The sequence below is a fragment of the Acrocarpospora pleiomorpha genome, assembly GCF_009687885.1.
In the GTDB taxonomy this organism is placed as follows: Bacteria; Actinomycetota; Actinomycetes; order Streptosporangiales; family Streptosporangiaceae; genus Acrocarpospora; species Acrocarpospora pleiomorpha.
Map to the genome: position 1 here is coordinate 159889 of NZ_BLAF01000005.1, position 25876 is coordinate 185764.

The following is a 25876-nucleotide window of genomic DNA, read 5'->3' on the forward strand; positions in this document are numbered from 1 at the left end:
AAGTGCCGTCAGTTCTGATGCATTCCTGGTCAGAGTAGTGCGGTGTTATGTACGTTTTCCGCATTCGATCGGGTTCACGCCGACCCCTCTGGCGTGTCCCGGGCATGGATGAAGGAGACACTTCATGATCCGCATTGCCCCCCTCGGGCGCGCGCTGGCGGTCGCCACGGCGGCCAGCCTCGCCCTGACGGCCTGTGGTGGTGGCGAGGAGACCGCGACGCCGGCGACCTCGGCACCGGCCGCTTCGTCCGCGCCCGCCGCAGCGAAGGGCGACGGTGTGCTCACCATCGGCACCCTGCTGCCGCAGACGGGCAGCCTCGCGATCCTGGGCCCGCCTGAGTTCGCCGGTGTCGATCTTGCCGTTGAGGAGATCAACGCGGCCGGTGGCGTGCTCGGCAAGCCGGTTGTCAAGAACCACACCGACTCCGGCGACACCTCGACCAACATCGCGTCGCAGTCGGTGGACAAGCTGCTGGCCCAGAACACCGACGCCATCGTGGGCGCCGCCTCCTCGGGTGTCTCGTTGTCGGTCATCGACAAGATCACAGGTGCGGGCGTCGTGCACTTCTCGCCGGCCAACACCTCTGACGAACTGACCACTTACGCCGACAAGGGCCTGTACTTCCGCACCGCCCCGCCGGACGTGCTCCAGGGCCGCGTCCTGGGCGACCTGGTCGTCTCCGACGGCAACGACACCGTGGGCATCCTGGCCCTGCAGGACGCGTACGGCACCGGCCTGGCCGACAACACCGAGAAGGCCGTCACCAACGGCGGCGGCGAAGTGGTCGAGAAGATCATCTACGACCCCAAGGCGACCGACTTCTCGGCGGACGTGGCCAAGCTCAAGGCCGCCAACCCCAAGGGCATCGTGCTCATCGGCTTCGCCGAGACCGTCAAGGTCATGCAGGAGCTGATCAAGCAGGGTCTGACCACCGACAAGCACAAGTGGTACCTGGTCGACGGAAACCTCTCCAACGAGAACTTCCTCGAGTTCCCCAAGGGCACCATGGACGGCGTCAAGGCCACCCTGCCCGGCGCGGCCGCCCCGGACGCCTTCCAGGCCAAGCTCAAGGCGATCAACCCCGCGCTGACCGACTTCAGCTACTCCGCCGAGTCCTACGACGCCACCAACCTGATCGCGCTGGCCGCCGAGGCCGCCAAGAGCGACGCGGGCGTGGACATCGCCGCCAAGCTGGGCGAGGTCAGCAAGGGCGGCACGAAGTGCTCGGACTTCAAGAGCTGCGTCGACCTGCTGAAGGCCGGCACGGACATCGACTACGACGGCGTCAGCGGTCCGGTCGAGTTCAACGACGCCGGTGACCCGGCCGTCGCCACGATCGGCATCTACCAGTACGGCAAGGACAACACCTACGACACCAAGGCCCTGGAGTACCGCACCGGCAACATCGCCGGCTAGGACCCCACGGGTTACGGCCGCCGAGCCCCCGGGGGTTCGGCGGCCCTTGTCGTATCTGGGCACATCCACAAGGATTCTCGGTGTGAAAGCACGCAATAGGGCCCTGATCGCCCTGGTGTCGGCCCTGGCCACCCTCGCCGCCTGCACCCAGCAGGCCCCCGCGACCAGATTCGCCACCGGCGGCGACCCCGATGACGACCCCTGCGCCCGCATCGTCTCCGCCATCGGCTACGCGGGCCTGCTGCTGTCCCCGGCCGGCCAGGAGGACGATCAGAACTTCGAGGACGCCGTCATCGGCCGCCTGGCCGAACTCCAGGGCATCATCCTCACGTACGGCCCGGCCATGCCCGCCGACCTGGCGGTTCCGGTCGAAACCGTCACCCGTACCACCAAGGCCCTGTCCGACGGCCGCCTGCCCCGCGACCAGCAGGTGAAGCTCCTCAAGGAGTACCGCCCCGCCGCTGATTCCGTCGTCAGCGGGTGCGCTTCCTAGGTAAACAAACAAGCTGGTTACTTATTGATGACGAAAAGGCGTTAGCGCGGCGACGTGGGACTATGCTCCCGCCAGCGCATTGCACACTCATTGCGTTTCGCGTGTTCGGGATGGGCGAGGCACAACCTCACCATGACCTACTGAGGGAGCTCCATTGCGTAGAGCCGTGATAGCGTTCACGGCCTTCCTGGGTGGCCTCATCCTCGTTCTCTCGGCTGGGGCGGGCGCCGCCTGGGCCGAGGGTGAGGGGCTGAGAGGCACACTCACGTTCCAAGGCCAGCCGGTGAACGGCGTGAAGATAACGGTCACCACCGAGTCCGGCGCGCCGGTCGCCGAGGTGACCAGCGATGCCAAGGGCGCGTGGGAGGTCCCCGTCCCCGCGGCGGGCAAGTACACCGTCAAGCTGGACGCCGGCACCCTGCCGCCCAACGCGCAGGTGCGCGGCGGCAACGTCACCAGAACCCCGAACGTGTTCGCGGGGAACGTCTCGACCGTGCTGTTCGCCCTGGTGGCCGCCGACGGCGCGGGCGCGCCCGGTGAGGAGCCGGAGTCGAGCGCGGAGAGCCGCTGGTGGAGCCGGGTCGCGCAGCTCACCTTCGAGGGCTTCAACCTCGGCCTGATCATCGCGCTGGCCGCCATGGGCCTGTCGCTGATCTTCGGCACCACCGGCCTGACCAACTTCTCCCACGGCGAGCTGGTCACCCTCGGCGCCGTGTTCACCTACTTCTTCAGCAGCGTGGTCGGGCTGCCGGTGATCGTCGCCGGAGTCGCGGCGGTCCTGCTGGGCGGGTTGTTTGGCTATCTCCAGGATCGTTACTTCTGGGGGGTGCTGCGCGGGCGGGGCACCGGCCTGATCGGCATGATGATCATCTCGATCGGTGTCGCGTTGTTCCTGCGTTACGCGATCCTGTTCTTCTTCGGGCCGCAGAGCCTGCCGTACAACGAGTACGCGGGCCAGCCCGGCATCGAGGTCGGCCCGATCTCGGCCGCCCCCAAGAACTTCATCGCGATGGGCATCGAGCTCGCCGTCCTGGTCATCGCCGGGCTGGCGCTGCTGAAGACCAGGACGGGCAAGGCGGCCCGCGCGGTCGCCGACAACCCGGCCCTGGCCGCCTCCTCCGGCATCAACGTGGACCGGGTCATCCGGATCATCTGGACCGCCGGCGGCGCCGTCGCGGCCCTGGCCGGGGTCATGCTCGGGCTCTCCCAGAACGTGCAGTTCCAGATGGGCCAGGACATGCTGCTGCTGATCTTCGCCGGGGTCACCCTGGGCGGGCTCGGCACCGCGTTCGGCGCCCTGGTCGGCTCCCTGGTCGTCGGCCTGTTCATCCAGGTCTCCACGCTCTGGGTGCCGCCGGAGCTGAAGAGCGTCGGCGCGCTGGCCGTGCTCATCATCGTCCTGCTGCTCCGGCCGCAGGGCATTCTCGGCCGCCGCGAGCGGATCGGTTAAGGGGGGACGTTCGTGGACTGGCTCACAATCTTCGTCACCACCGTCGAAGCCGCCGTCGGCGTCGAGACGGTCGTCTACGCGCTGGCCGCCCTCGGGGTGAACATCCAGTTCGGCTACAGCGGGCTGCTCAACTTCGGCCAGGCGGCCTTCCTCGGCGTCGCCGGGTACGGCCTGGCGGTGATCGTCTCCACCTTCGGCCTGCCGTTCTGGCTCGGCATCGTGGTCGGCCTGGTCAGCGTGGTGATCTTCGCGTTCCTGCTCGGCGTGCCCACGCTGAAACTCCGGGCCGACTACCTGGCCATCGTGACCATCGCGGCCGCCGAGATCATCCGGCTGATCTTCCGCTCGGTGGCGTTCAAGGACGTCTTCGGCGGCTCGGACGGCCGCCGCGCCTTCTCCAGCACCTTCTACGACATGAACCCCTTCCCGCCCGGCGACTACGAGATCGGCCCGGTCGGGTTCACCGACCGGGTGCTCTGGGTGCTGGTCGTCGGCTGGGCCCTCGTCGGCATCTCCTGCCTGGCCATCTACCTGCTCATGCGGAGCCCGTGGGGCCGCGTGCTGAAGGCCATCAGGGAGGACGAGGACGCCGTGCGCAGCCTCGGCAAGAACGTCTTCTCGTACAAGATGCAGGCCCTGATCCTGGGCGGCGTGGTGGGCAGCTTCGGCGGCTACGTGTACGCGTTGGCCTTCGCCTCGGTGCAGCCCGACGTGTTCGGCACCGAGCTGACGTTCTACGCGTACACCATCGTGATCCTGGGCGGCGCGGCCCGGGTGTTCGGCCCGGTGCTGGGCGCGTCGATCTTCTGGGTCCTGCTCGTGCTCATCGGCAACACCCTCAGCGAGGCGGTCAGTGCCGGTTACATCACCTTCATGACCACCACCCAGGTCGGCCCCGTGCGCTTCATGCTCGTCGGCCTCGGCCTGATCCTGCTGCTGGTGTTCCGGCCGCAGGGCATCTTCGGCGACAAGAGGGAGATCGCGCTCGATGCACGCTGAACCGACCGGCTTCCGCGCCAAGGCCCAGGCCGCCTTCGCGGGCCTGGAATCCGAGCCCGGAGTGCCCAAGCCCGACCCCATCCTGGTGGTGGACAAGGTGGTCCGCAGGTTCGGCGGCCTGACCGCCGTGGACGTGGACCACGTGGAGATCCAGCGGGGCTCCATCACCGCCCTGATCGGCCCGAACGGCGCCGGCAAGACCACCTTCTTCAACCAGCTCACCGGCTTCGACACCGCCGACGCCGGGGAGTGGACCTTCAACGGCACCCGGCTCAACGGGGTGCCCGCGCACCGGGTGGCCCGCCGCGGCATGGTCCGCACCTTCCAGCTCACCAAGGCGCTGTCCAAGCTCACCGTGCTGGAGAACATGCGGCTCGGCGCGCAGGGACAGAAGGGCGAGAACTTCTTCCGGGCGTTCTTCTCCTCGATCTGGCAGGGCCAGGAGGACGCCATCACCGAGCGCGCGGAGATCCTGCTCGAACGGTTCAAGCTGGACAAGAAGCGCGACGACTTCGCCGGGTCGCTCTCCGGCGGCCAGCGCAAGCTGCTGGAGATGGCCAGGGCCCTGATGGTCGAGCCGGAGCTGGTCATGCTGGACGAGCCGATGGCGGGCGTCAACCCGGCCCTCACCCAGTCCCTGCTCGGCCACGTCAAGGACCTCCGCGACCAGGGCATGACCGTGCTGTTCGTGGAGCACGACATGGACATGGTCCGGGACATCAGCGACTGGGTCATCGTGATGGCGCAGGGCGCGGTGATCGCCGAAGGGCCGCCGGACACGATCATGTCCGACTCGCGGGTGATCGACGCCTACCTGGGCGCGCATCACGACGCCCCGCTGTCGGATGAGGAGGCCGAACGCCAGCTGCACGAGGCGGAGGCCGAGCTGGAGGAGCTGGCGGCGGACGGCGACCCCGGCGACCCCGGCGACTCTGCCGAGCCCGTCGAGCCCGTCGAGCCTGCCGAGCCCGCCGGGCTCGCCGAGGAGAAGAAGGAGGCCAGCGCGTGAGCACCACCGAGACCGACCGCTCGGCTCATCTGAGCGGCGCGGCCACCGCCGTGCTCCGCTGCGACGAGCTGTACGCGGGCTACGTGCCGGGCGTCAACATCCTCAACGGCGCCGACCTGTACGTCGGCGACGGCGAGCTGGTCGGCATCATCGGCCCCAACGGCGCCGGCAAGTCGACCCTGCTCAAGGCCATGTTCGGGCTGGTGAACGTGCGTAGCGGCACGGTCGTGCTGAAGGGCGAGGAGATCACCAACCTGAAGGCGCACGCGCTGGTCTCCCGGGGCGTCGGGTACGTGCCGCAGACCAACAACGTCTTCCCCAGCCTGACCATCGAGGAGAACCTGGAGATGGGCGCCTTCCAGGTGCCCAAGAAGTTCCGGGAGCGCTTCGAGTTCGTCTGCGAGATCTTCCCGGCACTGCGGGAACGGCGCAGGCAGCGGGCCGGATCCCTGTCCGGCGGCGAGCGGCAGATGGTGGCGATGGCCCGGGCGCTGATGACCGAGCCGTCGGTGCTGCTGCTGGACGAGCCGTCGGCCGGCCTGTCGCCCAAGCTGCAGGACCTGGTGTTCATCCAGGCCCAGCAGATCAACAAGGCCGGCGTGACGGTCATCATGGTCGAGCAGAACGCCCGCCGCTGCCTGCAGATCTGCCACCGCGGCTACGTCCTGGACCAGGGCCGCAACGCCTACACCGCGACCGGCGCCGAACTTATGAACGACCCCAAGGTGATCGAGCTCTACCTCGGCACCCTGGCCCGCGCCTGAACCCTGAGAGCCCGTGGTTCGACCTTTGGGACCATGCGACCGCTTCCCCGGCGGTGCACGTTGTCTACTCGGCCGTCCCACGGGCTCTCTGAGGGTCAAACGGTAGCGACCCCTGGGGCTGCCGCGCAAAGAGAGTCTGAGATTGCTCAGATCAATCAGCTCAGGCGTCGCGGAGCATGCAGGTCAGGCGGGAGGTGCAGACGCGGCGGCCCTGGTCGTCGGTGATGACGATCTCGTAGGTGGCGATCGTGCGCCCGCCGTGCAGCTGGGTGGCGACGCCGGTGACGTGGCCGGTGGTGGCCGAGCGGTGGTGGGTGGCGCTGATCTCGATGCCGACCGCGATCCGGCCGGTCCCGGCGTGCATGGCGGCGGCGGTGGACCCGATCGTCTCGGCCAGCACCACCGAGGCGCCGCCGTGCAGCAGCCCGTACGGCTGGGTGTTGCCCCGCACGGGCATCCGGGCCACCACGCGCTCCGCGGTCGCCTCCACGAACTCGATGCCCATGCGCTCGGGCAGGTGCCCGTTCCCGGCCTCGTTCATCAGCGCGACGAGCTCTTGGGTCAAGGCTCTTCCTTCCGGAGGTTTTCTGTCGTAGGGGCAGACTAGGCTGCGGGTGTGCCGAAGAACGAAGCCACCCCCACGCGTCCCCGCCTCCTGCTCCTAGACGGGCACTCGCTGGCCTACCGGGCGTTCTACGCGCTGAAGGACGCCAACCTCATGACGACCGACGGCCAGCACACCGAGGCGGTGTATGGCTTCACGTCCATGTTGACCAACATCCTGCGCGACGAGACGCCGACGCACATCGTGGTCTGCTTCGACCGCAGCGAGCCCACGTTCCGGCACGAGGCGTTCGCCGACTACAAGGCGAACCGCTCCGAGACCCCCGAGGACTTCCGCGGCCAGGTCCAGCTGATCTTCGAGCTGCTCGACGCGCTGCGCGTCCCGCGCCTGTCGCTGGCCGGCTTCGAGGCCGACGACCTGATCGCCACGCTGGCCACCCAGGCCGATGCCGAAGGCATGGACGTGCTCATCGTCACCGGTGACCGGGACGCGCTCCAGCTGGTCAACGACCGGATCACGGTGCTGATGACCCGTCGCGGCATCAGCGACATGACCCGCTTCACCCCCGAGGCCGTCCGGGAGAAGTATGGGCTGAGCCCGCAGCAGTATCCGGACTTCGCGGCCCTGCGCGGCGACCCCAGCGACAACCTGCCCAACATCCCCGGCGTGGGCGAGAAGACCGCGATCAAGTGGATCGTCGACTACGGCTCGCTGGAGGAGCTGGTCCGGCGGGCCGACGAGGTCAAGGGCAAGGTCGGCGGCATGCTCAGGGAACACCTCGGCCAGGTGATCCACAACCGGATGCTGACCGAGCTCAAGCGCGACGTGGCCCTGGACGTGCGCCCCGCCGAGCTGACCATGGGCCAGTGGGACCGCGAGAAGATCAACGAGCTGCTGGACTCGCTGCAGATCCGGGGCGAGCTGCGCGAGCGCCTGTTCAAGACCCTGGGGACCGCCGAGTCGGAGGTCGAAGGCGCGGTCGAGGTCGAGGTCACCACGCTCGCCCCCGGAGAAGTCGCCGCCTGGCTGGCCGCCCTCCCCGAGGGCCGCGCCGGGCTCGCCTTCCGCGGGGCGTATGGGAGCGGCACCGGCCGCCTGGACGGCATCGCGATCGCCTCCCCCGACGACTCCGCGGCCTACCTGGACCCCACCCAGCTCACTCCTGAGGACGAGAAGGCCCTGGGGGCCTGGCTGGCCGACGACAGCAAGCCCAAGACCGTGCACGACGCCAAGGGGCCCCTGCTGGCCCTGTGGGCGCACGGGCTGGACCTGCGCGGGCTGACCTGTGACACGGCGCTCGCGGCCTACCTGGCGCTGCCGGGCCAGCGGACCTTCCCGCTGGACGACCTGGTCCGGCGTTACCTCCACCGCGAGCTGAAGGCCGAGAGCGACGGCAACGGCCAGACCAGCCTGTTCGAGGAGGACGACACCGCCGCCAAGGAGCTGGGCACCCGCGCGCTGGCCGTCCGCGACCTGGCCATCGCGCTGGAGGATTTCCTGTCCGAACGCGGCGGCACCCGCCTGGTGACCGACGTGGAGCTGCCGCTGGTCCGGGTGCTGGCCGAGGTGGAGCAGGCCGGCATCGCGGCCGACCGGGAATACTTCGCGGCGCTGGAAGCCGAGTTCGCCGCCGCCGTCAAGCAGGCCACCGAGGCCGCGCACGACTCGGTGGGGGAGCAGTTCAACCTGGGCTCGCCCAAGCAGCTCCAGGAGATCCTGTTCGTCAAGCTCAACCTGCCGAAGACGAAGAAGACCAAGACCGGCTACACCACCGACGCCGACGCGCTGGTCTGGCTGGCCGCGCAGACCGAGCACGAGCTTCCGACGATCATGCTCAGGCACCGGGACCAGCAGAAGCTGCGCACCACGGTGGAGGGCCTGATCAAGGAGATCGGCGACGACGGCCGCATCCACACCACCTTCAACCAGATCGTGGCCGCCACCGGGCGGCTGTCCAGCGAGAAGCCCAACCTGCAGAACATCCCGATCAGGACCGCCGAGGGCCGCCGGATCCGCAAGGGCTTCGTCGTCGGCGCGGGCTACGAGACGCTGCTCACCGCCGACTACAGCCAGATCGAGCTGCGCATCATGGCCGACATGTCCGGCGACGCGTCGCTGATCGAGGCGTTCGAGTCCGGCCACGACTTCCACATGGCCACCGCCGCCAAGGTCTTCGACGTCGGCCCGGAGCTCGTCACCGGCGAGATGCGCGCCAAGATCAAGGCGATGAACTACGGCCTGGCCTACGGGCTGTCCGACTTCGGGCTCTCCGGCCAGCTGAACATCCCGGTCGCCGAGGCGCGCGCGCTCAAGGACGGCTACTTCGAGGAGTTCGGCGGCATCCGGGACTACCTGGAGGCCATCGTCGCCCAAGCCCGCAAGGACGGCTACACCGAGACCATCCTCGGCCGCCGCCGCTACCTGCCCGATCTGACCAGCGACAACCGCCAGCGCCGGGAGATGGCCGAGCGGATGGCGCTCAACGCCCCGATCCAGGGCTCCGCGGCCGACATCATCAAGGTCGCGATGCTCAACGTGCAGCGTGCCATCGCGGGCATGCGCTCCCGCATGTTGCTGCAGGTCCACGACGAGCTCGTGTTCGAGGTCGCGCCGGGCGAGCTGGAGGCGCTGCGGGAGGTCGTGGTCGGCCAGATGCGCGGGGCGTATGAGCTGCGGGTGCCGCTGGAGGTCTCGGTCGGGGTCGGAACCACCTGGGAGGACGCCGGCCATTAACCGGGGGATCGGTTCGTTGGCCGTGAGATCGTCCGTCTGTTTTCGGGTTATCACGTGTGATGGCCGGGATTGATACCGCGCGCCCGGGACGGGCGCTAAGGTCGTCTGACTGTGCGCAAGCTTGCTGGGGTGACCGCCGTCGCCAACGTGCTCGTCGTGGCGACCGCTCTGGTCGCCCTCGCGGTGCTGCCCTCGGCCGACGACGAGAGCACGGGCCAGGGCAAGGTCCAGGCGGCGCCCCGATTACCGCAGCCGACGCTGCCGCCTCCCGTGGCGGCGACCGTCGAGTCGGCCAGGAAGGTCAAGGCCAACGAGCTCGGCAAGGTGCCGGTGCTCATGTATCACCGAATTCTGAAGAAACGTTTGGCGTCCATTGACCGAACTCCCGCGCAGCTCAAGAGCGAGCTGGAAAAGCTGGCCACCCGCGGGTTCGTGCCGATCACCGCGGCCGAGTTCGTGGCGGGCGCCATCGACATCCCGGCGGGAACCCATCCGGTGGTGCTGACCTTCGATGACGGCAATCCCACGCATTTCGCGCTGGACGCGGCGGGTCTGCCGAAAAAGGACACCGCGGTCGGGATCATCTTCGAGGTGGCGGCCAAATATCCGGCCTTCCGGCCGGTCGCCACGTTCTGGGTCAACCGCGAGCCGTTCGGGCTGAAAGACGAGGCCGGGCAGGCGGCGGGGGTGCGCTGGCTGCTGGAGCACGGCTTCGAGGTGGCCAACCACACCTACGGCCACCCGGACCTGCGCCGGCTCACGAACAAGCAGGTCAGCGAGCAGATCGTCCAGGAGGATCGGCTGCTCAAGAAGCTCGGCGTGACCTCCTCGACCACCTTCGCGCTGCCGTTCGGGTCCCAGCCGAGGAAGCGGAGCCTGGCCACGAAGGGGAGCTGGGACGGGACGTCGTACCATTTCGACGGGGTTTTCCTGGCGGGCGCCGAGCCTTCGGTGTCGCCGTTCGACGAGCGCTTCGACCGGCGGGCCATCCAGCGCATCCAGTCCAACGGGACGGCGGGGGACTGCCGCAAGTGGTGCTCGACGTACTGGCTGGAATGGTTCAAGAAGCACCCAGGCGAGCTCTACACGGCCGACGGAGATCCCGATAGCCTCTCTCTTCCAAAGCAACGCCATGGTGATATAGGTTCAAAGCGGCTTAAAAGGGTCATCGAGTACTAAGGGACTCGTGTGCCCCTCCGATTGACCAGAACCGTCAGGTCTCATATGCTGATCGCTGCGCTGTGGGCTCGCGCGCGCCTCAAGGGAGCGGGCTCGCGCTCGCTCATCCCTTCCTCGGTTTGAACGAAACAGGGCCTGCCGCGCTTCGGTCACAACGACATCTGTCCGGTTCGGAGCAATTCCACACATGACGAGCAGCACTGAGGCCACCTCGAGCACCCCGCAGGTAGCGGTCAACGACATCGGTTCCGAGGAGGCCTTCCTCGCCGCGATCGACGAGACCATCAAGTACTTCAACGACGGAGACATCGTTGAAGGCACCGTCGTCAAGGTCGATCGAGACGAGGTCTTGCTCGACATCGGTTACAAGACCGAGGGTGTCATCCCCTCGCGTGAGCTCTCCATCAAGCACGACGTCGACCCCGCCGACGTCGTCGCCGTGGGCGAGCACGTCGAGGCCCTTGTCCTCCAGAAGGAGGACAAGGAAGGCCGTCTGATCCTGTCCAAGAAGCGTGCGCAGTACGAGCGCGCCTGGGGCACGATCGAGAAGATCAAGGACGAGGACGGCATCGTCACGGGCACGGTCATCGAGGTCGTCAAGGGTGGTCTCATCCTCGACATCGGCCTGCGCGGCTTCCTCCCGGCGTCGCTGGTGGAGATGCGCCGCGTGCGCGACCTCCAGCCGTATGTGGGACGCGAGCTCGAAGCGAAGATCATAGAGCTGGACAAGAACCGCAACAACGTGGTTCTCTCCCGCCGCGCCTGGCTCGAGCAGACCCAGTCCGAGGTGCGCCAGACCTTCCTCAACACCCTGCAGAAGGGTCAGGTCCGCAAGGGCGTCGTCTCCTCGATCGTCAACTTCGGCGCCTTCGTGGACCTCGGCGGCGTCGACGGACTCGTGCACGTCTCCGAGCTGTCCTGGAAGCACATCGACCACCCGTCCGAGGTCGTCGAGGTCGGCCAGGAGGTCACCGTCGAGGTGCTCGACGTGGACATGGAGCGCGAGCGCGTCTCCCTCTCGCTCAAGGCGACGCAGGAAGACCCGTGGCAGCAGTTCGCGCGCACCCACCAGATCGGGCAGGTCGTGCCCGGCCGGGTCACCAAGCTGGTGCCGTTCGGCGCGTTCGTCCGCGTCGAGGAGGGCATCGAGGGCCTGGTCCACATCTCCGAGCTGGCCGAGCGCCACGTCGAGATCCCCGAGCAGGTCGTCCAGGTCGGCGACGAGATCTTCGTGAAGATCATCGACATCGACCTCGACCGTCGCCGCATCAGCCTGTCGCTCAAGCAGGCCAACGAGGGCGCCGGTGTGGACGTCGAGTTCGACCCCACGCTGTACGGCATGGCGGCGACCTACGACGACCAGGGCAACTACATCTACCCCGAGGGCTTCGACGCCGAGACCGGCGAGTGGCTGGAAGGCTTCGACAAGCAGCGCGAGGAGTGGGAGCGGCAGTATGCCGAGGCCCAGGCTCGCTTCGAGGCCCACAAGACCCAGGTCGAGAAGGCCCGCGCCGAGGAGGCCGAGGCGAGCGAAGCCGCTCCCTCCAGCTACTCCGGCGAGACCCCGGCTCCGGCGGCCTCAACCGGCGGCGCCCTCGCCTCCGACGAGGCCCTCGCCGCCCTCCGCGAGAAGCTCGCCGGCGGCCAGAGCTGATCACCGCTTCACCTACGAAAAGCCCCGCTTCGGCGGGGCTTTTCCGTTTCCGCGGACGCTCATAGCGTTGCTGGGGTTTGATCTACTTTGTAAAGCCGCCAGCATCTGTTCCGGTGGGACAGCCGCGCCAGGCTTGCCGATAGGGTGGCGCGCGTGCCGGACATTCAGCGGGCCTCGCCCGGGGACGCGGGGGAGATCCTCACCCTGCAGCGTGCCGCCTACGTGAGCGAGGCCCAGCTCTATGGGGATCCGTTCATCGCCCCGCTAGTGGAGTCCCTGGAACAGCTCCGCAAGGTGGTGGAGACCTCCGTCGTTCTCGCCGCACGGGACGGCGGCCGGATCGTCGGCGCGGTGCGCGGCCGGGTGGCCGAGCCGGGGGAGCAGGGGCGCACCTGCGTCGTCGGGCGGCTGGTCGTCGCCCCCGATCGCCAGGGCCAGGGCATCGGCACGGCACTCCTGTCCGCCGTCCACGATGCCGTCCTGGCCGAGCACCCCGACGTGCACGCCTTCGACCTGTTCACCGGCCACCTCTCCGGCGGTAACTTGCGCCTCTACCGGCGGCAGGGCTACCGGGAGACGCACCGGGAGCGCCTCCAGGACCACCTGACCCTGGTGCATCTACGCCGCCCGGCTAAGCTGCCGTCGTGAAGATCGGACTAACCGGCGGCATCGGCTCAGGCAAGAGCGAGGTCGCCAAGCGCCTGGCCGCCAGGGGCGCCCTTGTCATCGACGCCGACCTCATCGCCCGCGAGGTCGTGGAACCGGGCACCCCCGGCCTCGCCGAGATCACCGCCACCTTCGGCGACACCATCCTCCGCCCCGACGGCACCCTGAACCGCGAAGCCCTAGGCCGCATCGTCTTCACCGACCCAGACCGCCTCAAAGCCCTCAACGCCATCGTCCACCCCAAAGTCGGCGCCCGCGTCGCCGAACTCCAGCACACCGCTCCCGAGGACGCCATCGTCGTCTACGACGTCCCCCTCCTGGCCGAGAACAACCTCGCCTCCATGTACGACAAAGTCATCGTCGTAGACGCCGACGACACCACCCGCCTCACCCGCCTCACCACAATCCGCGGCATGACCCCCGAAGACGCCCAGGCCAGAATCGCCGCCCAATCCACCCGCGAAGCCCGCCTCGCCATCGCCGACATCATCATCGACAACAACGGCCCCCTGTCCGCCCTGGACGCCCAGGTAGCCGAACTCTGGCACGAACTCATTCATGTAGCCCTATAGCAACGCTTTGTGTACCTGAGACTCCATGTTGTTGGTCTGGCATACCACCAAGGCCTGGCTGATTAGCCTTGCCTTAGGGAGGCGCTATGGCCGAGTTCATGGGGATGGACCCAGCCGGAGTGCACGCGCTGATCCGGCGGCTGGAGTCGGGGAAGAGCGTGCTGGCGGGGATACGGCCGGGGTTGGAAGCCGCGATCGCCGAGGCGGGGGCGGATTGGGCCGGTGCGGGCGGGGTGACGGCGATGCACCGGGCGTGGGCGTTCTTTCATGATTCACAGGCGGATCTGCGGTGGCGGCTGGACGTGCTCAGCCAGGTCTTGCCGCAAGATTCGCCCGCGCTGACAACGGTGCGGGTGCCGTTCGCCAGCCAGGAACAGGCGGCCACCCAGGGAAGCGCAGCCGGGGCGGCGCTGTCCGACGCGCTCGCCGCCCATCTGGCCGAGGGAACACAGCGGTCCTGGGCAGATGTGGAGGAGGCTATGAAGAGGACCGGGTCGGCGGCGCTCGACCCGGCGTACGCATGGGCGTTGCTGGCGAAGCTGGGCGGGCCCGAGCAGGTGCGGACAATCTTCGGGCAGTGGATGACGATGCACAACGGCGGCCCGCGCCGCGGCCTGACGTTCGAGCTGCTGGGCAAGGCGCAGCCGTCACTGGGAGCGCTAGCGCAGGCGTTCGCCGTCGCGGAAGACTCTGGCCGGCTGCCCCCGCAATGGCGGAAGGATGTGCTGACCCGCGCCGCGCCGGCGACCCTGTCGGCGATGGTGGCCTTGTCCCGCCCCTCCGAAGCCTTTCTCAAGGAGGTCGCCGTCCGCCAGTTCACCTCACCTACCGCGGGGTTCGCGCCCAGTTCCCCGGATCCCGACTGGAACACCGTCCACGTGATCGGCGCCTTCACCGGCAACCCCGCGGCGCTACAGCGGCTCCTGGCCGAGCACAGGGATGTCGCCGGGCAACTGCTCCGCCCGGATCTGGTCAAGGGCACCGGAACCGCCGACTTCGACGAACTGCTCGCCGATGTCCTGGGACGGGCCCTCGATCCGCACACAGGCTCTGCGGCGACGCGGGAGAGGGCCTGGATCAACGTGATCGACGCAGTGGGATACGACGGTTCTCAGGAACTGTCCGGTCACTACCAGACGTTCGAGAATTCGGCGGTCAACGCCGCGCTGGCCAAGAATCTGACGCCGTACCTGGGCGAGCTGGCTCTTGGCCAGGTCCACGCTGACTCTCCAGGGCTGGGCCTGACGCCGACCGGTCCGTGGAAGGCTCTACATGAGGATGTCGCCGGCCGTTTCGTGGGTGCGCTCATGCAGGATCCCGCCACGGCCAAGAGTCTGCAGGCCGACTTCCAGGCATATGTCCGCGGGCTGGATATAGGCCAGGCCCACCCGTTCAGCTCCGATCCGTCAGTACGCGCCGAGTACACCCGGCTCAGCGCTCAGGCTGGCGGTCTGTCGAATTTGCTGATGGGAGGTTCTACATACGCCGAATATAACGACGACGAGTTCATCGACATGGTGAGCGAGGCTGCTCTCCTGCCGGTTAACTACACCATCGCCCGACTGACAAAGGCAGCGGGGCCGCTCGCCAGCACCATGATCGACTATAGGACGGCCGAGGCCAAGGACGGACTGGCGGATCTACTCAAGGGCCGGCTCGACGAGCTGACCCCGGAAACGGCCGACGTCGTCGCCAACAGGATCGTCGACTTCGAAGTGAACCAGGTGCAGCTCTCTCTGCAAGAGCACGGACAAGAACGGTTGACCGAGGAGGACAAGGAACAGCTACGGCAGGCATTCCGAGGCCGCCTTTATCCTGCGCTGGTAAAGGCCCTCCAGGCCCGAGGGGGATAGGAACCGTGGTGGACAATCCACATCGGATTCTTCTGGAAGCGGCGGCGAAGGAGGTCCTGGCCAGGGTTTTCGAGAGCTATGCGGGGGAGCTTGAGGCCGTGTTCAAAGGTGTGCCGGTGGCGTCCGGCGGCAGCAGGGGTTATTGGACCGGAGACGCTGCGGACAGGTTCGTGGACACGGCGCGTCAACTCGACAGGGGAATAGTCGAACTCGCCGAGAGTTGCACGTTGACCGCGCGGACTCTGCGACGAAGCGCCGAACAACTCCGCGCTGCGGTCATGCTGCCCGCTTCGTGACCGGTCAGCCGTCATTCTTCTGCTGCCTTGAAGCAGTCGGTCTTGCCGACGATCAGAATATTCGGCTCAGTGGTCCGTGCCGCGACGATGAAGGTCACCGCGGAGTCGGGCTTGTTCATAACAATCACCGAAAGGTTGTCGTCCCTGAAATCGAGCTCATCGACGAGACGGTCGTAGTTCATCACGAGCAGTTCGCCATGCGCTGCTCCTACCGCGGTGCCAGGATCCTTGGGCCCTCCTGGCAGGAAGTTCCCGGATGCGCGGAAGAAACGCTGCTTCGAGCCCGGGACGCAGGCCGTCTCCGAATCCTTGTCGGCCTTTTCGGATACCTGGAACTGTCCCACCCGCGAGACCATATTGGCTACGAGCAACTTTTCGCCGTCGCCCACCAGATTCCGGATCGCCTCCGCGAATGTCGGCTGTGGCGGTTCCGACGTGCACCCGATGAGCGTGGCGAAACAGATTCCTGCGGCGGCGATGCGGGAGGCTAGCGGCACAGTCCGGAGGCTACCCGAATCGCCGTATTGGCTTGCGGAGTTCCTTGAACCGGATATAGGCAACGGCCCCCGCGAGCGATCACGCGGGAGCCGTACCCGGAAAGACGTTAGAACCAGCCGCGGCGTTGGGCCATGGACTGGAGGCCGGCGGCGAGGGCCTGTTCGGCGGCGGCGGGGTTGCCGTTGAGGGGGACGGTGAAGCGGTTGTAGACGTCGTGGCCGGAGGAGATGAAGCCGCCGCGCTTGTCGGCTTCGAGGATGACGTCCATGGAGTGCGGGCCGGTGATGAAGGTCAGTTCCAGGGCCTGGAAGTGGCGGCTCCACTGGGGGCCGGCGTAGTACTCGATCTCCTGGTAGAACGGCATGTGGGAGCCCTGCAGGGTGCCGCGCTCCAGGTCGGCCTTGCTGAAGCGGAAGCCCATCCGGTCCAGCGCGGTGATCAGGTGTTCCTGGATCGGCAGCGGGTTGACGAACAGCGGGTCGAGGTCGCCCTTGTCGAGGGCTCCGGCCAGCGAGAGCTCGGTGGCGACGCCGAGCGTCATGCCGCGCAGCGGGTGGCCGCCGATGGCGCTGATCGGCGTCTCCCACGGCACCGGGATCTGGAACGGCTGCGCGTGCGCCGCGTTCGGCTGGAGGTGGAAGGGGCCGGCGACCTGCTGGCGGAGGAAGCTGTGGGTCTGCTTGTATTCGCTGTCGCCGCTCTCGACCTCGACCACCGCGGTGAAGTCGATGAAGATGCCTTCGACCTTGTAGTCGCTGGCGCCGCCGCGGAAGTTGACGGTGCCGACGAGGGTCTCACCCGGCCGGACGGTGGAGGACTGCAGGACGGTGTCGACCTCGACGCCGGCGCCGAACGCGGCCATGAGCTTGCGGAAGACCATTTCTGAGGCTCCTTGAAGGGGGACTTCGGATTGTTTAAACGGCCGGTCCGGCCGGGGGGTTCCCCAGCCCGAGCCGGGGAAGTAGCTGGGCGAGCAGGAGTGCCGACGCCGGGTCGCCGCCTTCCGAGGTGCGGATGACGAGCGGCGTCGGCGCGTTCTCCGCTAGTTTGGCACCGACGTCGAGCCGCCGCCGGGCGAGTTCGTAGCGCAGGACGGCCCTGTTGTCCCGGTAGGAGTCGGCCAGCCGCCGGAGCGCCGTGGCCTCGTTCTCGGCGGCGGTCAGTTCGGCCCGCCCGCGCGCCTCGATCTCCCAGCGCACCCGCTGGGCTTCGGTCTCCTGCTCTTCGAGCATCCGGGCGACATCCTTGCGCGCGGTGTTCTGCGCCGCTTTGACCTCGACGAGCCGGGCGTCGCGGGTCTTCTTGGCCCGCTCGATCTCCATCAGCAGCGTGTCGATCCGCCGCTTCCTGGTGAGTTCCCATTCCCGCTCGTACGCCGAGAGTTCCTTGGCCACTTTCTCCCGCGTGGCCAGATGCTGCTGGTAGGTGTCGGGAAGCTGCACGTCGGGGATGTTCGCCCCGGTGACCCGCACGCCGTACCGCCCGAGCTGGCGGTTGAGGGACTCCTGCATGTCGCCCACGTCGGACCCGCGCAGGTCGTAGGCGCGCTCGGTGGTGACCCGCCGGGACCGCTGCCGGATCGCGTCCTGTACGGCGCTGCTGAGCACCAGGTCGAAGTTGCCCGCCCCGATCGTCCGGACGAACGCGACCGGATCGACGATCCGGAACTTGAGGAAGAACTCGATCGACTTCAGCGGCACGTTCTCGGCCGTCGGGCAGGCGATGATGGGCGCCGTGTACGGAATCTCGGTGGAGGTGTCCACGACCGCGTCGACCCGGTCCCACGGCAGCCACAGGTAGTGGCGACCCGGCGGGAGGTTGCCGGAGATCGCGCCCCAGCGGCTGCGTACGCCGGTGGTGCCTTCCTCGATCTCGATGATGGCCCGCCGCCACAGCCACACCACGGCGGCCAGCAGGACCACGAGCGCGGCGACCGCGGCCAGCGGGCGCAGGGTTTCGCCGCTCATGACGGCCGTGCCGGCCAGATACAGGGCGAGCAGGAGCAGCCCCACCCAGGCGTACCCGCGCCGGTCCTTCGGGATCACCACCGGCACCAGCTGCCCGCGCTCGCCGCCGCGCAGCAGTTGCCGGATGTCCGACCAGGACGCCAGCGATTCCTTGATCTTGGAGGATTCGCGGCTCATCGCTTCAGCCCTTCGATCTCGGCCTGCCGGCCGTCCACGCGTGCCTGGATGGCGCCGAGTCTGGCCTGAATGTCGGTCATGTCGGCGTCGGTGAACAGGGGGGCCTCGCCGGTGCCGACCAGCTCCCCGGCGAGCGCCAGGAAGTTGATCTCCTGGGCGTCGCCGACCTGCACGACCTGCGGCAGCCGCGCGGCCACCGACTCCAGCTTGTCCAGCACGTCCTGCTGGTAGCGGTAGTCGAGGATCTCGGGTGCCTCGGCGCTGCTCAGCGCCCGGATGTCGAGCGCCTGCGCCTCCAGCAGGGCCGCGGTGGCCTTGGCGGTGCTCTCCGCCTCGATCAGGCGCTGCCGCGCCTGCGCCGTCGCCCGGTGCGACTCGCGTTCCAGCGCGGTGTCCATCTGGGCCTGGTACGTGGCGATCTCGGCCTGGATGCCGGAGAGGGTCTCGTGGAGCGCGGCCAGTTCCCTGGTGAGGTCGCCCTCGTTCTGTTCCTTGCGCAGCTGGAGCTCGTACTCGTAGGTGTAGGCCTCCTTCGCCACCCGGACCATCTCGGGGGCGGCCAGGTCCATGCGGTATTCCTGGCTGGACGGCTCGGCGTGGGTGATGTTGACGTCGGTCATCCGTACGGCGGGCAGGAACTGCTGGTTGAGGTTGTCCAGCATGCCCTGGGTGCTCTCGCCGACCAGATCGTAGATGTCCTCGGCCCGCTGGGAGTAGATCAGGCTGCGGGTGACCTCGCTGATCGCGTTCTGCAGCTTGGACTGGAAGCCGCCGACCGAGCCGAGCACGAAGATGAACTCGGCGGGGTCCTCGATCCGGAACTGCAGGAACAGATCTACCGAGGCTTTGACACCCTGCTGGGTGGGCGCTTCCCTGATGGGCGCGTTGAAGGGGTATTCCCTGGTCGTGTTGACGATGTAGCTGACCCGCTTCCACGGGCTGAACAGGGTCACCCGGCCGGGTTCCGCGACCTGGACGAGCTTGCCGAACTTGGTGATCAGCGCCCGGCAGCCCTCCGGGACCATGACCACGCTGCGCCGCCACCACAGGAACAGCGCCGCCAGCGCGAGCACGGCCCAGTAGTGCGGGCCGAACACGCCGTCCAGGTCGAGGCCGAGCCCGGACAGGCCGACCCCGCCGAGACCGATCGCGGCCAGCCCGGCCAACCCGAATAGCTGGAACACCAGCCAGCCGGTGCCGGATTTGGGAATGACGACGGGGGAGATCACGTGCGTCGCGCCGCCGCCGGGGGCCTGGCCCTCGAAGCTGCGGTTGACGATCTCGTTGGCCTCGGTCAGCTGGGCGCTGCGGGCTTCGAGGGAGGTGCCCGCGGCGACGTTCTCCAGGCGGGCGTCGAGGAAGTCACGCGGATCGAGGCGGAACGCGGACGATTCGGCGTAGTCGCCGACCGCCGCCAGCACGGTTTGCCGCGGATCACCGCCCGCCGCGACCGTCTGCGCCACCTCCATGACCTTCTGGGCGGTGCCCTGATAGGGACTCGACATCACGCTCCTCAATCTTTTGCCCGACCTTGAAATTCAGATGTTTTCGGACCGTATCGGGACAGACTTGATGATCGCTTGCAAAGCTTGCCGCCGATCCGGGGATCGGCCGTCAACAGCGGCTGCGGAAATGTCGGTGGGGGCGCGTAGGTTATGGAAGCGTGAGGCCGGTTACAGATTTGCAGCGCAAGGTGGCGCCTTTCGAGGTGATCACGGAGATGAAGCCGTCCGGCGACCAGCCGGCCGCGATCGCGGAGCTGGAGCGCCGGGTCAGGGCGGACAGCAAGGACAACGTGCTGCTGGGCGCTACCGGCACGGGCAAGACCGCGACCGTCGCCTGGCTGATCGAGCGGCTGCAGCGGCCCGCTCTGGTCATGCAGCCCAACAAGACGCTGGCCGCCCAGTTCGCCAACGAGCTGCGCGAGATGCTGCCCAACAACGCGGTCGAATACTTCGTCTCCTACTACGACTACTACCAGCCTGAGGCTTACGTCCCGCAGAGCGACACCTACATCGAGAAGGACTCCTCGATCAACGAGGAGGTCGAGCGGCTGCGCCACTCGGCCACCAACTCGCTGCTGACCCGCCGTGACACGATCGTGGTGGCCTCGGTGTCCTGTATCTACGGTCTTGGCACGCCGCAGGAATATGTGGACCGGATGCTCCGCCTGAAAGTGGGGCAGGAGATCGAGCGCGACCGGCTGCTGCGGCGCCTGGTCGACATGCAGTACGCGCGAAACGATCTCGCCTTCACCCGGGGCACCTTCCGCGTGCGCGGCGACACCATCGAGATCATCCCGATGTATGAGGAGCTCGCCGTCCGGATCGAGATGTTCGGCGACGAGATCGAGAAGCTGGCCACCCTGCATCCGCTGACCGGCGAGGTGGTGACCGAGGATCAGGAGCTCTACATCTTCCCGGCGTCGCACTACGTGGCGGGCCCGGAGCGGATGGAGCGGGCGATCAACGGGATCGAGGCGGAGCTGGCCGAATGCCTGGCCACGCTGGAGCAGCAGGGCAAGCTGCTGGAGGCGCAGCGGCTGCGGATGCGCACGACGTATGACATCGAGATGATGCGCCAGGTCGGCACCTGCGCCGGGATCGAGAACTACTCGCTGCACATCGACGGCCGGGAGCGCGGGTCCGCGCCGAACACGCTGCTGGACTACTTCCCCGAGGATTTCCTGCTCGTGCTGGACGAGTCCCACCAGACCGTGCCCCAGATCGGCGCGATGTACGAGGGGGACGCGTCCCGCAAGCGCACCCTGGTCGAGCACGGGTTCCGGCTGCCGTCGGCGATGGACAACCGGCCGCTCAAGTGGGAGGAATTCCTGGAGCGGATCGGGCAGACCGTCTACCTGTCGGCCACCCCCGGCCCGTTCGAGCTGGGCCGGTCCGGCGGCGACGTGGTGGAGCAGGTCATCCGGCCGACCGGGCTGGTCGACCCGGAGATCGTCATCAAGCCCACCAAGGGCCAGATCGACGATCTGATGGAGGAGATCAGGACCAGGGCCGACAAGGACGAGCGGGTTCTGGTCACCACGCTGACCAAGAAGATGTCCGAGGACCTGACCGACTACCTGCTGGAGAACGGCATCCGGGTGCGTTACCTGCACAGCGAGGTCGACACCCTGCGCCGGATCGAGCTCCTGCGCGAGCTGCGCTCCGGCGAGTTCGACGTGCTCGTCGGCATCAACCTGCTCCGGGAGGGCCTCGACCTGCCCGAGGTGTCCCTGGTGGCGATCCTGGACGCGGACAAGGAGGGCTTCCTGCGCTCCGGCACCTCGCTCATCCAGACCATCGGCCGCGCCGCCCGGAACGTCTCCGGCCAGGTGCACATGTATGCCGACCGGATCACCCCGAGCATGGAATCGGCCATCGACGAGACCAACCGCCGCCGGGCCAAGCAGGTCGCCTACAACGAGGCCAACGGCATCGACCCGACCCCGCTCCGCAAGAAGATCGCCGACATCCTGGACTCGCTCAACCGCGAGGACGCCGACACCGCCGAACTCCTCGGTGGCGGCGGCCGCCAGCAGTCCCGCGGCAAGGCCCCCGTCCCGGGCCTGTCCTCCCGCCAGACCGGCCAGCACGCCAAGGCCATCGTCGGCGAGATGCCCCGAGCCCAGCTGGAGTCCCTGGTCGAATCCCTGACCGCCCAGATGCACTCCGCCGCCGCCGACCTCCAGTTCGAGGTCGCCGCCCGCCTCCGCGACGAAATCAAGGAACTCAAACGCGAAGTCCGCGACATGCGCACAGCAGGCGTCAGTTAGGGGCGTTCTGGCTCGCGGTCATGTGGGGATGGTGGTGATCAGGCTGATCCGCGTTGGGCGGTGCGGGCGCGGCGGGTGGCTTTGTAGCGGCGTACGCGGCGGATGGCGAGCCAGCCGAGGGTGCCGAAGGCGGCCAGGGCGATGAGCACGAGCACCGGGAGGAAGATCGCGATCAGGCTCATGCTCAGCGAGCTCGCGTCCTCCACGGTGCTGACCACGGGCGCGCCGACTCCGGCGGTGCTCGCGTTCACCACCGGCCGCACGCTGGACTTGATCACGTGGACGATCAGCGCGGTCACGATTCCCAGTACCCACCCGACCGCCGGGTGTTCCGTCATCCAGGTGGAGTTGTCGAGCTCCGCGGCGGCCGAAGTCGCGCTGAACACGACACCGCCCGCCGCGGGCCGCACCGCGGTCTGAATGATGTCGTTCACGTGATCGACGACAGGCACCTTGTCCAGCACGAACTCGGCCAGCAACAGCACGCCGATGATCGCCAGCACCCACCCGTTCGACAGCCGCTCATACCCCTGCGGCAACCGCACCGCATCCGTGAGGTTGGCCGCCACCCCGACCACCATCAACGGGATGTAGGCATTGAGCCCAGCAGCCGTGGAAAGCCCTAACCCAGTCAATGTCGCGAACATCACACCCCCTGCCCCAAGCCAACGCCCGAACCCCTCACCAAGTTGCCACAATCGCGGACATTGTCAGGAGGCCGTCTTGGAGATGTGGATGACCCCGGGGGCGTGCCAGCCCTCCTCCTCGGTGAATGTGCGGACGATTCTGGCCGGCACGCCCGCGATCACGCAGTGGTCGGGGAACTCGCCCCGTACGACGGCTCCGCCCGCCACCACCGACTGCCGCCCGATCCGGGTCCCCGGCAGGATGATCGCCCCCGCCCCCAGCCAGCACCCGTCGCCGATCTCCACCGGATTGTTCCGGGGCCACTGCCGCCCGATCGGCACCTCCGGATCGTCATAAACATGGTTCTGATCGGTGATGTACACATAAGGCCCGGTGAACACGTGCGACCCGATCACGAGGGACTGATGCCCGACGATGTGCGACCCCCGTCCGATCGAGCAGCTACCCCCGATCCGTACGATCGGGTCCGGCCCGAGATCCACCCCCGGCCCCATCCCCGCCGAAATTGAAACACGTTCTCCCACCAGGGTGTGCGCCCCGATCTCGATCCACTCCTCGCCGAAGATGGCGCCGACCGGGAACGCCAGGCAGGCCCCTTCGCCCAGGTGCCGGAACCGGTACCCCGCCGGACTGAGCGGGCTCACCGCCCCCAGCGTTCTCAGCATGCCCCAGCCCCGGTGCACCAGACGCCCGGCGGCCCGCCTCAGGATTGACATAACCGCCCAAGTTACCCTCACGTTAGAGCCGGGGCCACAGCGGGTTCGCGCACGTGGTGGCCCATTCGGGGCGAGGATTTGATATCCTGACAGCCCGTGGGCATGGCTGCCGTCTGGATCCAGTCGCGACGCCACTACTTCAGACCACGGGAGACCCCTTGCGCAACGCCGTACACACCAAACATCTGTTCGTCACCGGCGGCGTCGCCTCAAGTCTCGGCAAGGGGCTCACGGCCTCTAGCCTGGGGCGGCTCCTCAAGCTTCGGGGCCTGAAGGTCACGATGCAGAAGCTCGACCCGTATCTCAACGTCGACCCCGGCACGATGAACCCGTTCCAGCACGGCGAGGTGTTCGTCACCGACGACGGCGCGGAGACGGATCTGGACGTCGGCCACTACGAACGGTTCCTCGACACCGAGCTGCACGGCTCGGCCAACGTGACCACCGGCCAGGTCTACTCCAACGTGATCGCCAAGGAGCGGCGCGGGGAGTATCTGGGCGACACCGTGCAGGTCATCCCGCACATCACCAACGAGATCAAAGACCGGATCCGGAGCATGGCCGGGCCCGGCGTGGACGTGGTGATCACCGAGGTGGGCGGCACCGTGGGCGACATCGAGTCGCTGCCGTTCCTGGAGGCCGTCCGGCAGGTCCGGCACGAGGTGGGCCGCGATAACGTGTTCTTCCTGCACGTGTCGCTGCTGCCGTACATCGGGCCGAGCGGGGAGCTGAAGACCAAGCCGACCCAGCACTCGGTGGCCGCGCTGCGCAGCATCGGCATCCAGCCCGACGCGATCGTCTGCCGCTCCGACCGGCCGATCACCAGCTCGCTCAAGCGTAAGATCAGCTTGATGTGCGACGTGGACGAGGACGCGGTGGTCTCCGCCATCGACGCCCCCTCCATCTACGACATCCCGAAGGTCCTGCACACCGAGGGCCTGGACGCCTATGTGGTACGGCGCCTGGGCCTGCCCTTCCGCGACGTGGACTGGAAGGAGTGGGACCAGCTCCTGCGCCGCGTACACAAGCCCGCCAAAGAGGTCACCGTCGCCCTGGTCGGGAAGTACATCGACCTTCCGGATGCGTACCTGTCGGTGACCGAGGCGCTGCGCGCCGGAGGGTTCGCCAACGACGCGCGGGTCAACATCCGCTGGGTGACCAGCGACGACTGCGCCACGCAGGACGGTGCGGCCCGCGAGCTCGACGGCGTGGACGGCGTGCTCGTGCCCGGCGGGTTCGGCGTGCGCGGCATCGAAGGCAAGATCGGCGCGATCCGGCACGCCCGGGAGCAGAAGATCCCCCTGCTCGGCCTCTGCCTCGGCATGCAGGGCATGGTCATCGAGGCCGCCCGCAACCTGGCCGGCCTGGACGGCGCCAACAGCGCCGAGTTCGACCCCGACGCCAAGCACCCGGTCATCTCCACCATGCCCGACCAGGAGGACGTCGTCGCCGGCGACCGCGACATGGGCGGCACCATGCGCCTCGGCCTCTACACCGCCAAACTCGGCGAGGGCACCCTCGCCCGCCAGCTGTACGGAAAACCCAAGGCCGACGAGCGCCACCGGCACCGTTACGAGGTCAACAACACTTACCGCGAGCAGCTGGAACGCGTCGGCGTCGTGTTCTCAGGCCTCTCGCCCGACGGCCGCCTGGTCGAGTACACCGAACTCGCCGTCGACACCCACCCGTTCTTCATCGGCACCCAGGCACACCCCGAATTCCGCTCCCGCCCCACCCGGGCTCATCCGCTGTTCAAGGGCCTCATCGGCGCGGCCCTCGGCTACGCGGAGAGCCGGGCCACCGCCAAGATTGCGAAGACTAAGTGATCATTGAAGACCGTCACGAGGAATGGCCCGTCACCGCTTCCGACCAGCGGTTCGAGGCTCGGGTGATCTCCGTCGTGACCGACACCGTCCGGATGCCGGGCGATGATCTCGCCGACCGCGACTACGTCGTGCACCCCGGCTCGGTGGCCGTGGTGGCGATCCAGGACGAACGGGTGCTGCTCCTGCGGCAATACCGGCACCCGGTCCGCAAGCTGCTCTGGGAGCTGCCCGCGGGCCTGCGGGACAAGCCGGACGAACCGCTGGCGGAGTGCGCTGCCAGGGAACTCGCCGAGGAGGCCGGGTATCGCGCCGACACCTGGCACACCCTGGTCGACATGTTCACCTCGCCGGGGATGAGCGACGAGCGCATCAGAATCTTCCTGGCCAGAGGCCTCACGCCCATCCCCGCGACCGAGAACACCTTCGTGCGCCGGCACGAGGAGATCGACATGCCGGTGGAGTGGGTACGCCTGGACGAAGCGGTCGAGAAGGCGCTGGGTGGAATGATCCACAATTCCCCGGCCATCGCCGGTATTCTCGCCGCGTACGCCGCATCCGACGACGACTACGAGGGCCTGCGGGCCGCCGACGCGCCGGAGGCATGACCGTGGGGAGGGAC

At 67.9% G+C, this 25876-nt stretch carries 23 protein-coding genes; 16 read left to right on the forward strand and 7 right to left on the reverse strand.

Translation table 11 applies throughout. The features are described 5' to 3' along the window. The first annotated feature begins 124 nt into the window (after nucleotides 1-124). The 6 genes from Aple_RS03600 (at nucleotide 125) to Aple_RS03625 (ending at nucleotide 6132) form a co-directional block, all read left to right on the forward strand. Complete coding sequence (locus Aple_RS03600; protein ID WP_155343000.1) at nucleotides 125-1417, forward strand: ABC transporter substrate-binding protein; 1293 nt, start codon at nucleotides 125-127, stop codon at nucleotides 1415-1417. Between the two features lie 82 nt (nucleotides 1418-1499). Continuing rightward, a complete protein-coding gene (locus tag Aple_RS03605) occupies nucleotides 1500-1910 on the forward strand; it encodes a hypothetical protein (protein ID WP_155343001.1) in 411 nt (136 codons plus the stop codon). Between the two features lie 166 nt (nucleotides 1911-2076). Further along, a complete protein-coding gene (locus Aple_RS03610; protein WP_170321269.1) occupies nucleotides 2077-3360 on the forward strand; it encodes a branched-chain amino acid ABC transporter permease in 1284 nt (427 codons plus the stop codon). 12 nt (nucleotides 3361-3372) lie between these two features. Next, complete coding sequence (locus Aple_RS03615; protein WP_155343002.1) at nucleotides 3373-4359, forward strand: branched-chain amino acid ABC transporter permease; 987 nt, start codon at nucleotides 3373-3375, stop codon at nucleotides 4357-4359. After that, the gene (locus tag Aple_RS03620) at nucleotides 4349-5368 is read left to right on the forward strand and encodes an ABC transporter ATP-binding protein (RefSeq protein WP_155343003.1); all 1020 of its coding nucleotides are present in this window, start codon (nucleotides 4349-4351) and stop codon (nucleotides 5366-5368) included. Before Aple_RS03615 ends, Aple_RS03620 begins: the two co-directional genes overlap by 11 nt. Nucleotides 5369-5397: 29 nt before the next feature. Then, nucleotides 5398-6132, forward strand: coding sequence for an ABC transporter ATP-binding protein (locus Aple_RS03625; RefSeq protein ID WP_246264119.1), 735 nt, complete (start codon nucleotides 5398-5400; stop codon nucleotides 6130-6132). A 160-nt stretch (nucleotides 6133-6292) separates the two neighbouring features. Here the strand turns inward: Aple_RS03625 and Aple_RS03630 are convergent, their stop codons facing one another. Further along, nucleotides 6293-6673, reverse strand: a complete 381-nt coding sequence (locus Aple_RS03630; protein WP_155343117.1) for a PaaI family thioesterase — start codon at nucleotides 6671-6673, stop codon at nucleotides 6293-6295. 75 nt (nucleotides 6674-6748) lie between these two features. Here Aple_RS03630 and polA point away from each other — a divergent pair, with 75 nt between their 5' ends. From polA to Aple_RS03665, 7 genes are all read left to right on the forward strand, one after another. Then, nucleotides 6749-9430, forward strand: a complete 2682-nt coding sequence (polA, locus tag Aple_RS03635; RefSeq protein ID WP_155343005.1) for a DNA polymerase I — start codon at nucleotides 6749-6751, stop codon at nucleotides 9428-9430. A 111-nt stretch (nucleotides 9431-9541) separates the two neighbouring features. After that, nucleotides 9542-10609 carry a polysaccharide deacetylase family protein gene (locus Aple_RS03640; protein WP_246264090.1) on the forward strand — a complete coding sequence of 356 codons (1068 nt, stop codon included), beginning with the start codon at nucleotides 9542-9544 and terminating at the stop codon, nucleotides 10607-10609. Nucleotides 10610-10796: 187 nt separating this feature from the next. Continuing rightward, nucleotides 10797-12263 (forward strand): 30S ribosomal protein S1, encoded by a 1467-nt coding sequence (gene rpsA, locus Aple_RS03645; RefSeq protein ID WP_155343006.1) that lies wholly within the window; start codon nucleotides 10797-10799, stop codon nucleotides 12261-12263. Between the two features lie 153 nt (nucleotides 12264-12416). After that, nucleotides 12417-12911, forward strand: coding sequence for a GNAT family N-acetyltransferase (locus tag Aple_RS03650; RefSeq protein WP_155343007.1), 495 nt, complete (start codon nucleotides 12417-12419; stop codon nucleotides 12909-12911). A 2-nt stretch (nucleotides 12912-12913) separates the two neighbouring features. Beyond that, nucleotides 12914-13501, forward strand: a complete 588-nt coding sequence (gene coaE, locus Aple_RS03655; RefSeq protein ID WP_218038107.1) for a dephospho-CoA kinase — start codon at nucleotides 12914-12916, stop codon at nucleotides 13499-13501. A gap of 182 nt (nucleotides 13502-13683) precedes the next feature. After that, nucleotides 13684-15354 (forward strand): hypothetical protein, encoded by a 1671-nt coding sequence (locus Aple_RS03660; RefSeq protein WP_170321270.1) that lies wholly within the window; start codon nucleotides 13684-13686, stop codon nucleotides 15352-15354. A gap of 8 nt (nucleotides 15355-15362) precedes the next feature. Next, the gene (locus tag Aple_RS03665) at nucleotides 15363-15650 is read left to right on the forward strand and encodes a WXG100 family type VII secretion target (protein WP_155343010.1); all 288 of its coding nucleotides are present in this window, start codon (nucleotides 15363-15365) and stop codon (nucleotides 15648-15650) included. An 11-nt stretch (nucleotides 15651-15661) separates the two neighbouring features. Here the strand turns inward: Aple_RS03665 and Aple_RS03670 are convergent, their stop codons facing one another. From Aple_RS03670 to Aple_RS03685, 4 genes are all read right to left on the reverse strand, one after another. Beyond that, entirely contained in the window at nucleotides 15662-16147 is a 486-nt protein-coding gene (locus Aple_RS03670) for a hypothetical protein (protein WP_155343011.1), read from the reverse strand. 107 nt (nucleotides 16148-16254) lie between these two features. Continuing rightward, nucleotides 16255-17028, reverse strand: a complete 774-nt coding sequence (locus Aple_RS03675; RefSeq protein ID WP_155343012.1) for a sporulation protein — start codon at nucleotides 17026-17028, stop codon at nucleotides 16255-16257. Nucleotides 17029-17062: 34 nt separating this feature from the next. Next, nucleotides 17063-18292 (reverse strand): SPFH domain-containing protein, encoded by a 1230-nt coding sequence (locus Aple_RS03680; RefSeq protein ID WP_155343013.1) that lies wholly within the window; start codon nucleotides 18290-18292, stop codon nucleotides 17063-17065. Then, entirely contained in the window at nucleotides 18289-19797 is a 1509-nt protein-coding gene (locus tag Aple_RS03685) for an SPFH domain-containing protein (RefSeq protein ID WP_155343014.1), read from the reverse strand. Before Aple_RS03685 ends, Aple_RS03680 begins: the two co-directional genes overlap by 4 nt. Before the next feature lie 158 nt (nucleotides 19798-19955). On the opposite strand from Aple_RS03685, the gene uvrB reads away from it, so the two are divergent. Next, entirely contained in the window at nucleotides 19956-22067 is a 2112-nt protein-coding gene (uvrB, locus tag Aple_RS03690) for an excinuclease ABC subunit UvrB (RefSeq protein WP_155343015.1), read from the forward strand. Nucleotides 22068-22105: 38 nt separating this feature from the next. Here uvrB and Aple_RS03695 read toward each other — a convergent pair whose 3' ends face one another. Then, nucleotides 22106-22714, reverse strand: a complete 609-nt coding sequence (locus tag Aple_RS03695; RefSeq protein ID WP_155343016.1) for a DUF4126 domain-containing protein — start codon at nucleotides 22712-22714, stop codon at nucleotides 22106-22108. Between the two features lie 63 nt (nucleotides 22715-22777). Then, nucleotides 22778-23431 (reverse strand): acyltransferase, encoded by a 654-nt coding sequence (locus Aple_RS03700; RefSeq protein WP_155343017.1) that lies wholly within the window; start codon nucleotides 23429-23431, stop codon nucleotides 22778-22780. Between the two features lie 158 nt (nucleotides 23432-23589). Between Aple_RS03700 and pyrG the strand changes: the two genes are divergently transcribed. After that, nucleotides 23590-25257 (forward strand): CTP synthase, encoded by a 1668-nt coding sequence (pyrG, locus tag Aple_RS03705; protein WP_155343018.1) that lies wholly within the window; start codon nucleotides 23590-23592, stop codon nucleotides 25255-25257. Next, entirely contained in the window at nucleotides 25257-25862 is a 606-nt protein-coding gene (locus tag Aple_RS03710; RefSeq protein ID WP_246264121.1) for an NUDIX domain-containing protein, read from the forward strand. Before pyrG ends, Aple_RS03710 begins: the two co-directional genes overlap by 1 nt. The last annotated feature ends 14 nt before the right edge of the window (nucleotides 25863-25876 follow it).

Bases quoted from the DNA above. Each gene is read 5' to 3' on its own strand.
- Aple_RS03600 (WP_155343000.1), top strand. From the start codon at position 125: ATGATCCGCATTGCCCCCCTCGGGCGCGCGCTGGCGGTCGCCACGGCG.
- Aple_RS03620 (WP_155343003.1), top strand. From the start codon at position 4,349: ATGCACGCTGAACCGACCGGCTTCCGCGCCAAGGCCCAGGCCGCCTTC.
- Aple_RS03630 (WP_155343117.1), bottom strand. From the start codon at position 6,673: ATGAACGAGGCCGGGAACGGGCACCTGCCCGAGCGCATGGGCATCGAG.
- rpsA (WP_155343006.1), top strand. From the start codon at position 10,797: ATGACGAGCAGCACTGAGGCCACCTCGAGCACCCCGCAGGTAGCGGTC.
- Aple_RS03675 (WP_155343012.1), bottom strand. From the start codon at position 17,028: ATGGTCTTCCGCAAGCTCATGGCCGCGTTCGGCGCCGGCGTCGAGGTC.
- Aple_RS03680 (WP_155343013.1), bottom strand. From the start codon at position 18,292: ATGAGCCGCGAATCCTCCAAGATCAAGGAATCGCTGGCGTCCTGGTCG.
- Aple_RS03685 (WP_155343014.1), bottom strand. From the start codon at position 19,797: ATGTCGAGTCCCTATCAGGGCACCGCCCAGAAGGTCATGGAGGTGGCG.
- Aple_RS03695 (WP_155343016.1), bottom strand. From the start codon at position 22,714: ATGTTCGCGACATTGACTGGGTTAGGGCTTTCCACGGCTGCTGGGCTC.
- Aple_RS03700 (WP_155343017.1), bottom strand. From the start codon at position 23,431: ATGTCAATCCTGAGGCGGGCCGCCGGGCGTCTGGTGCACCGGGGCTGG.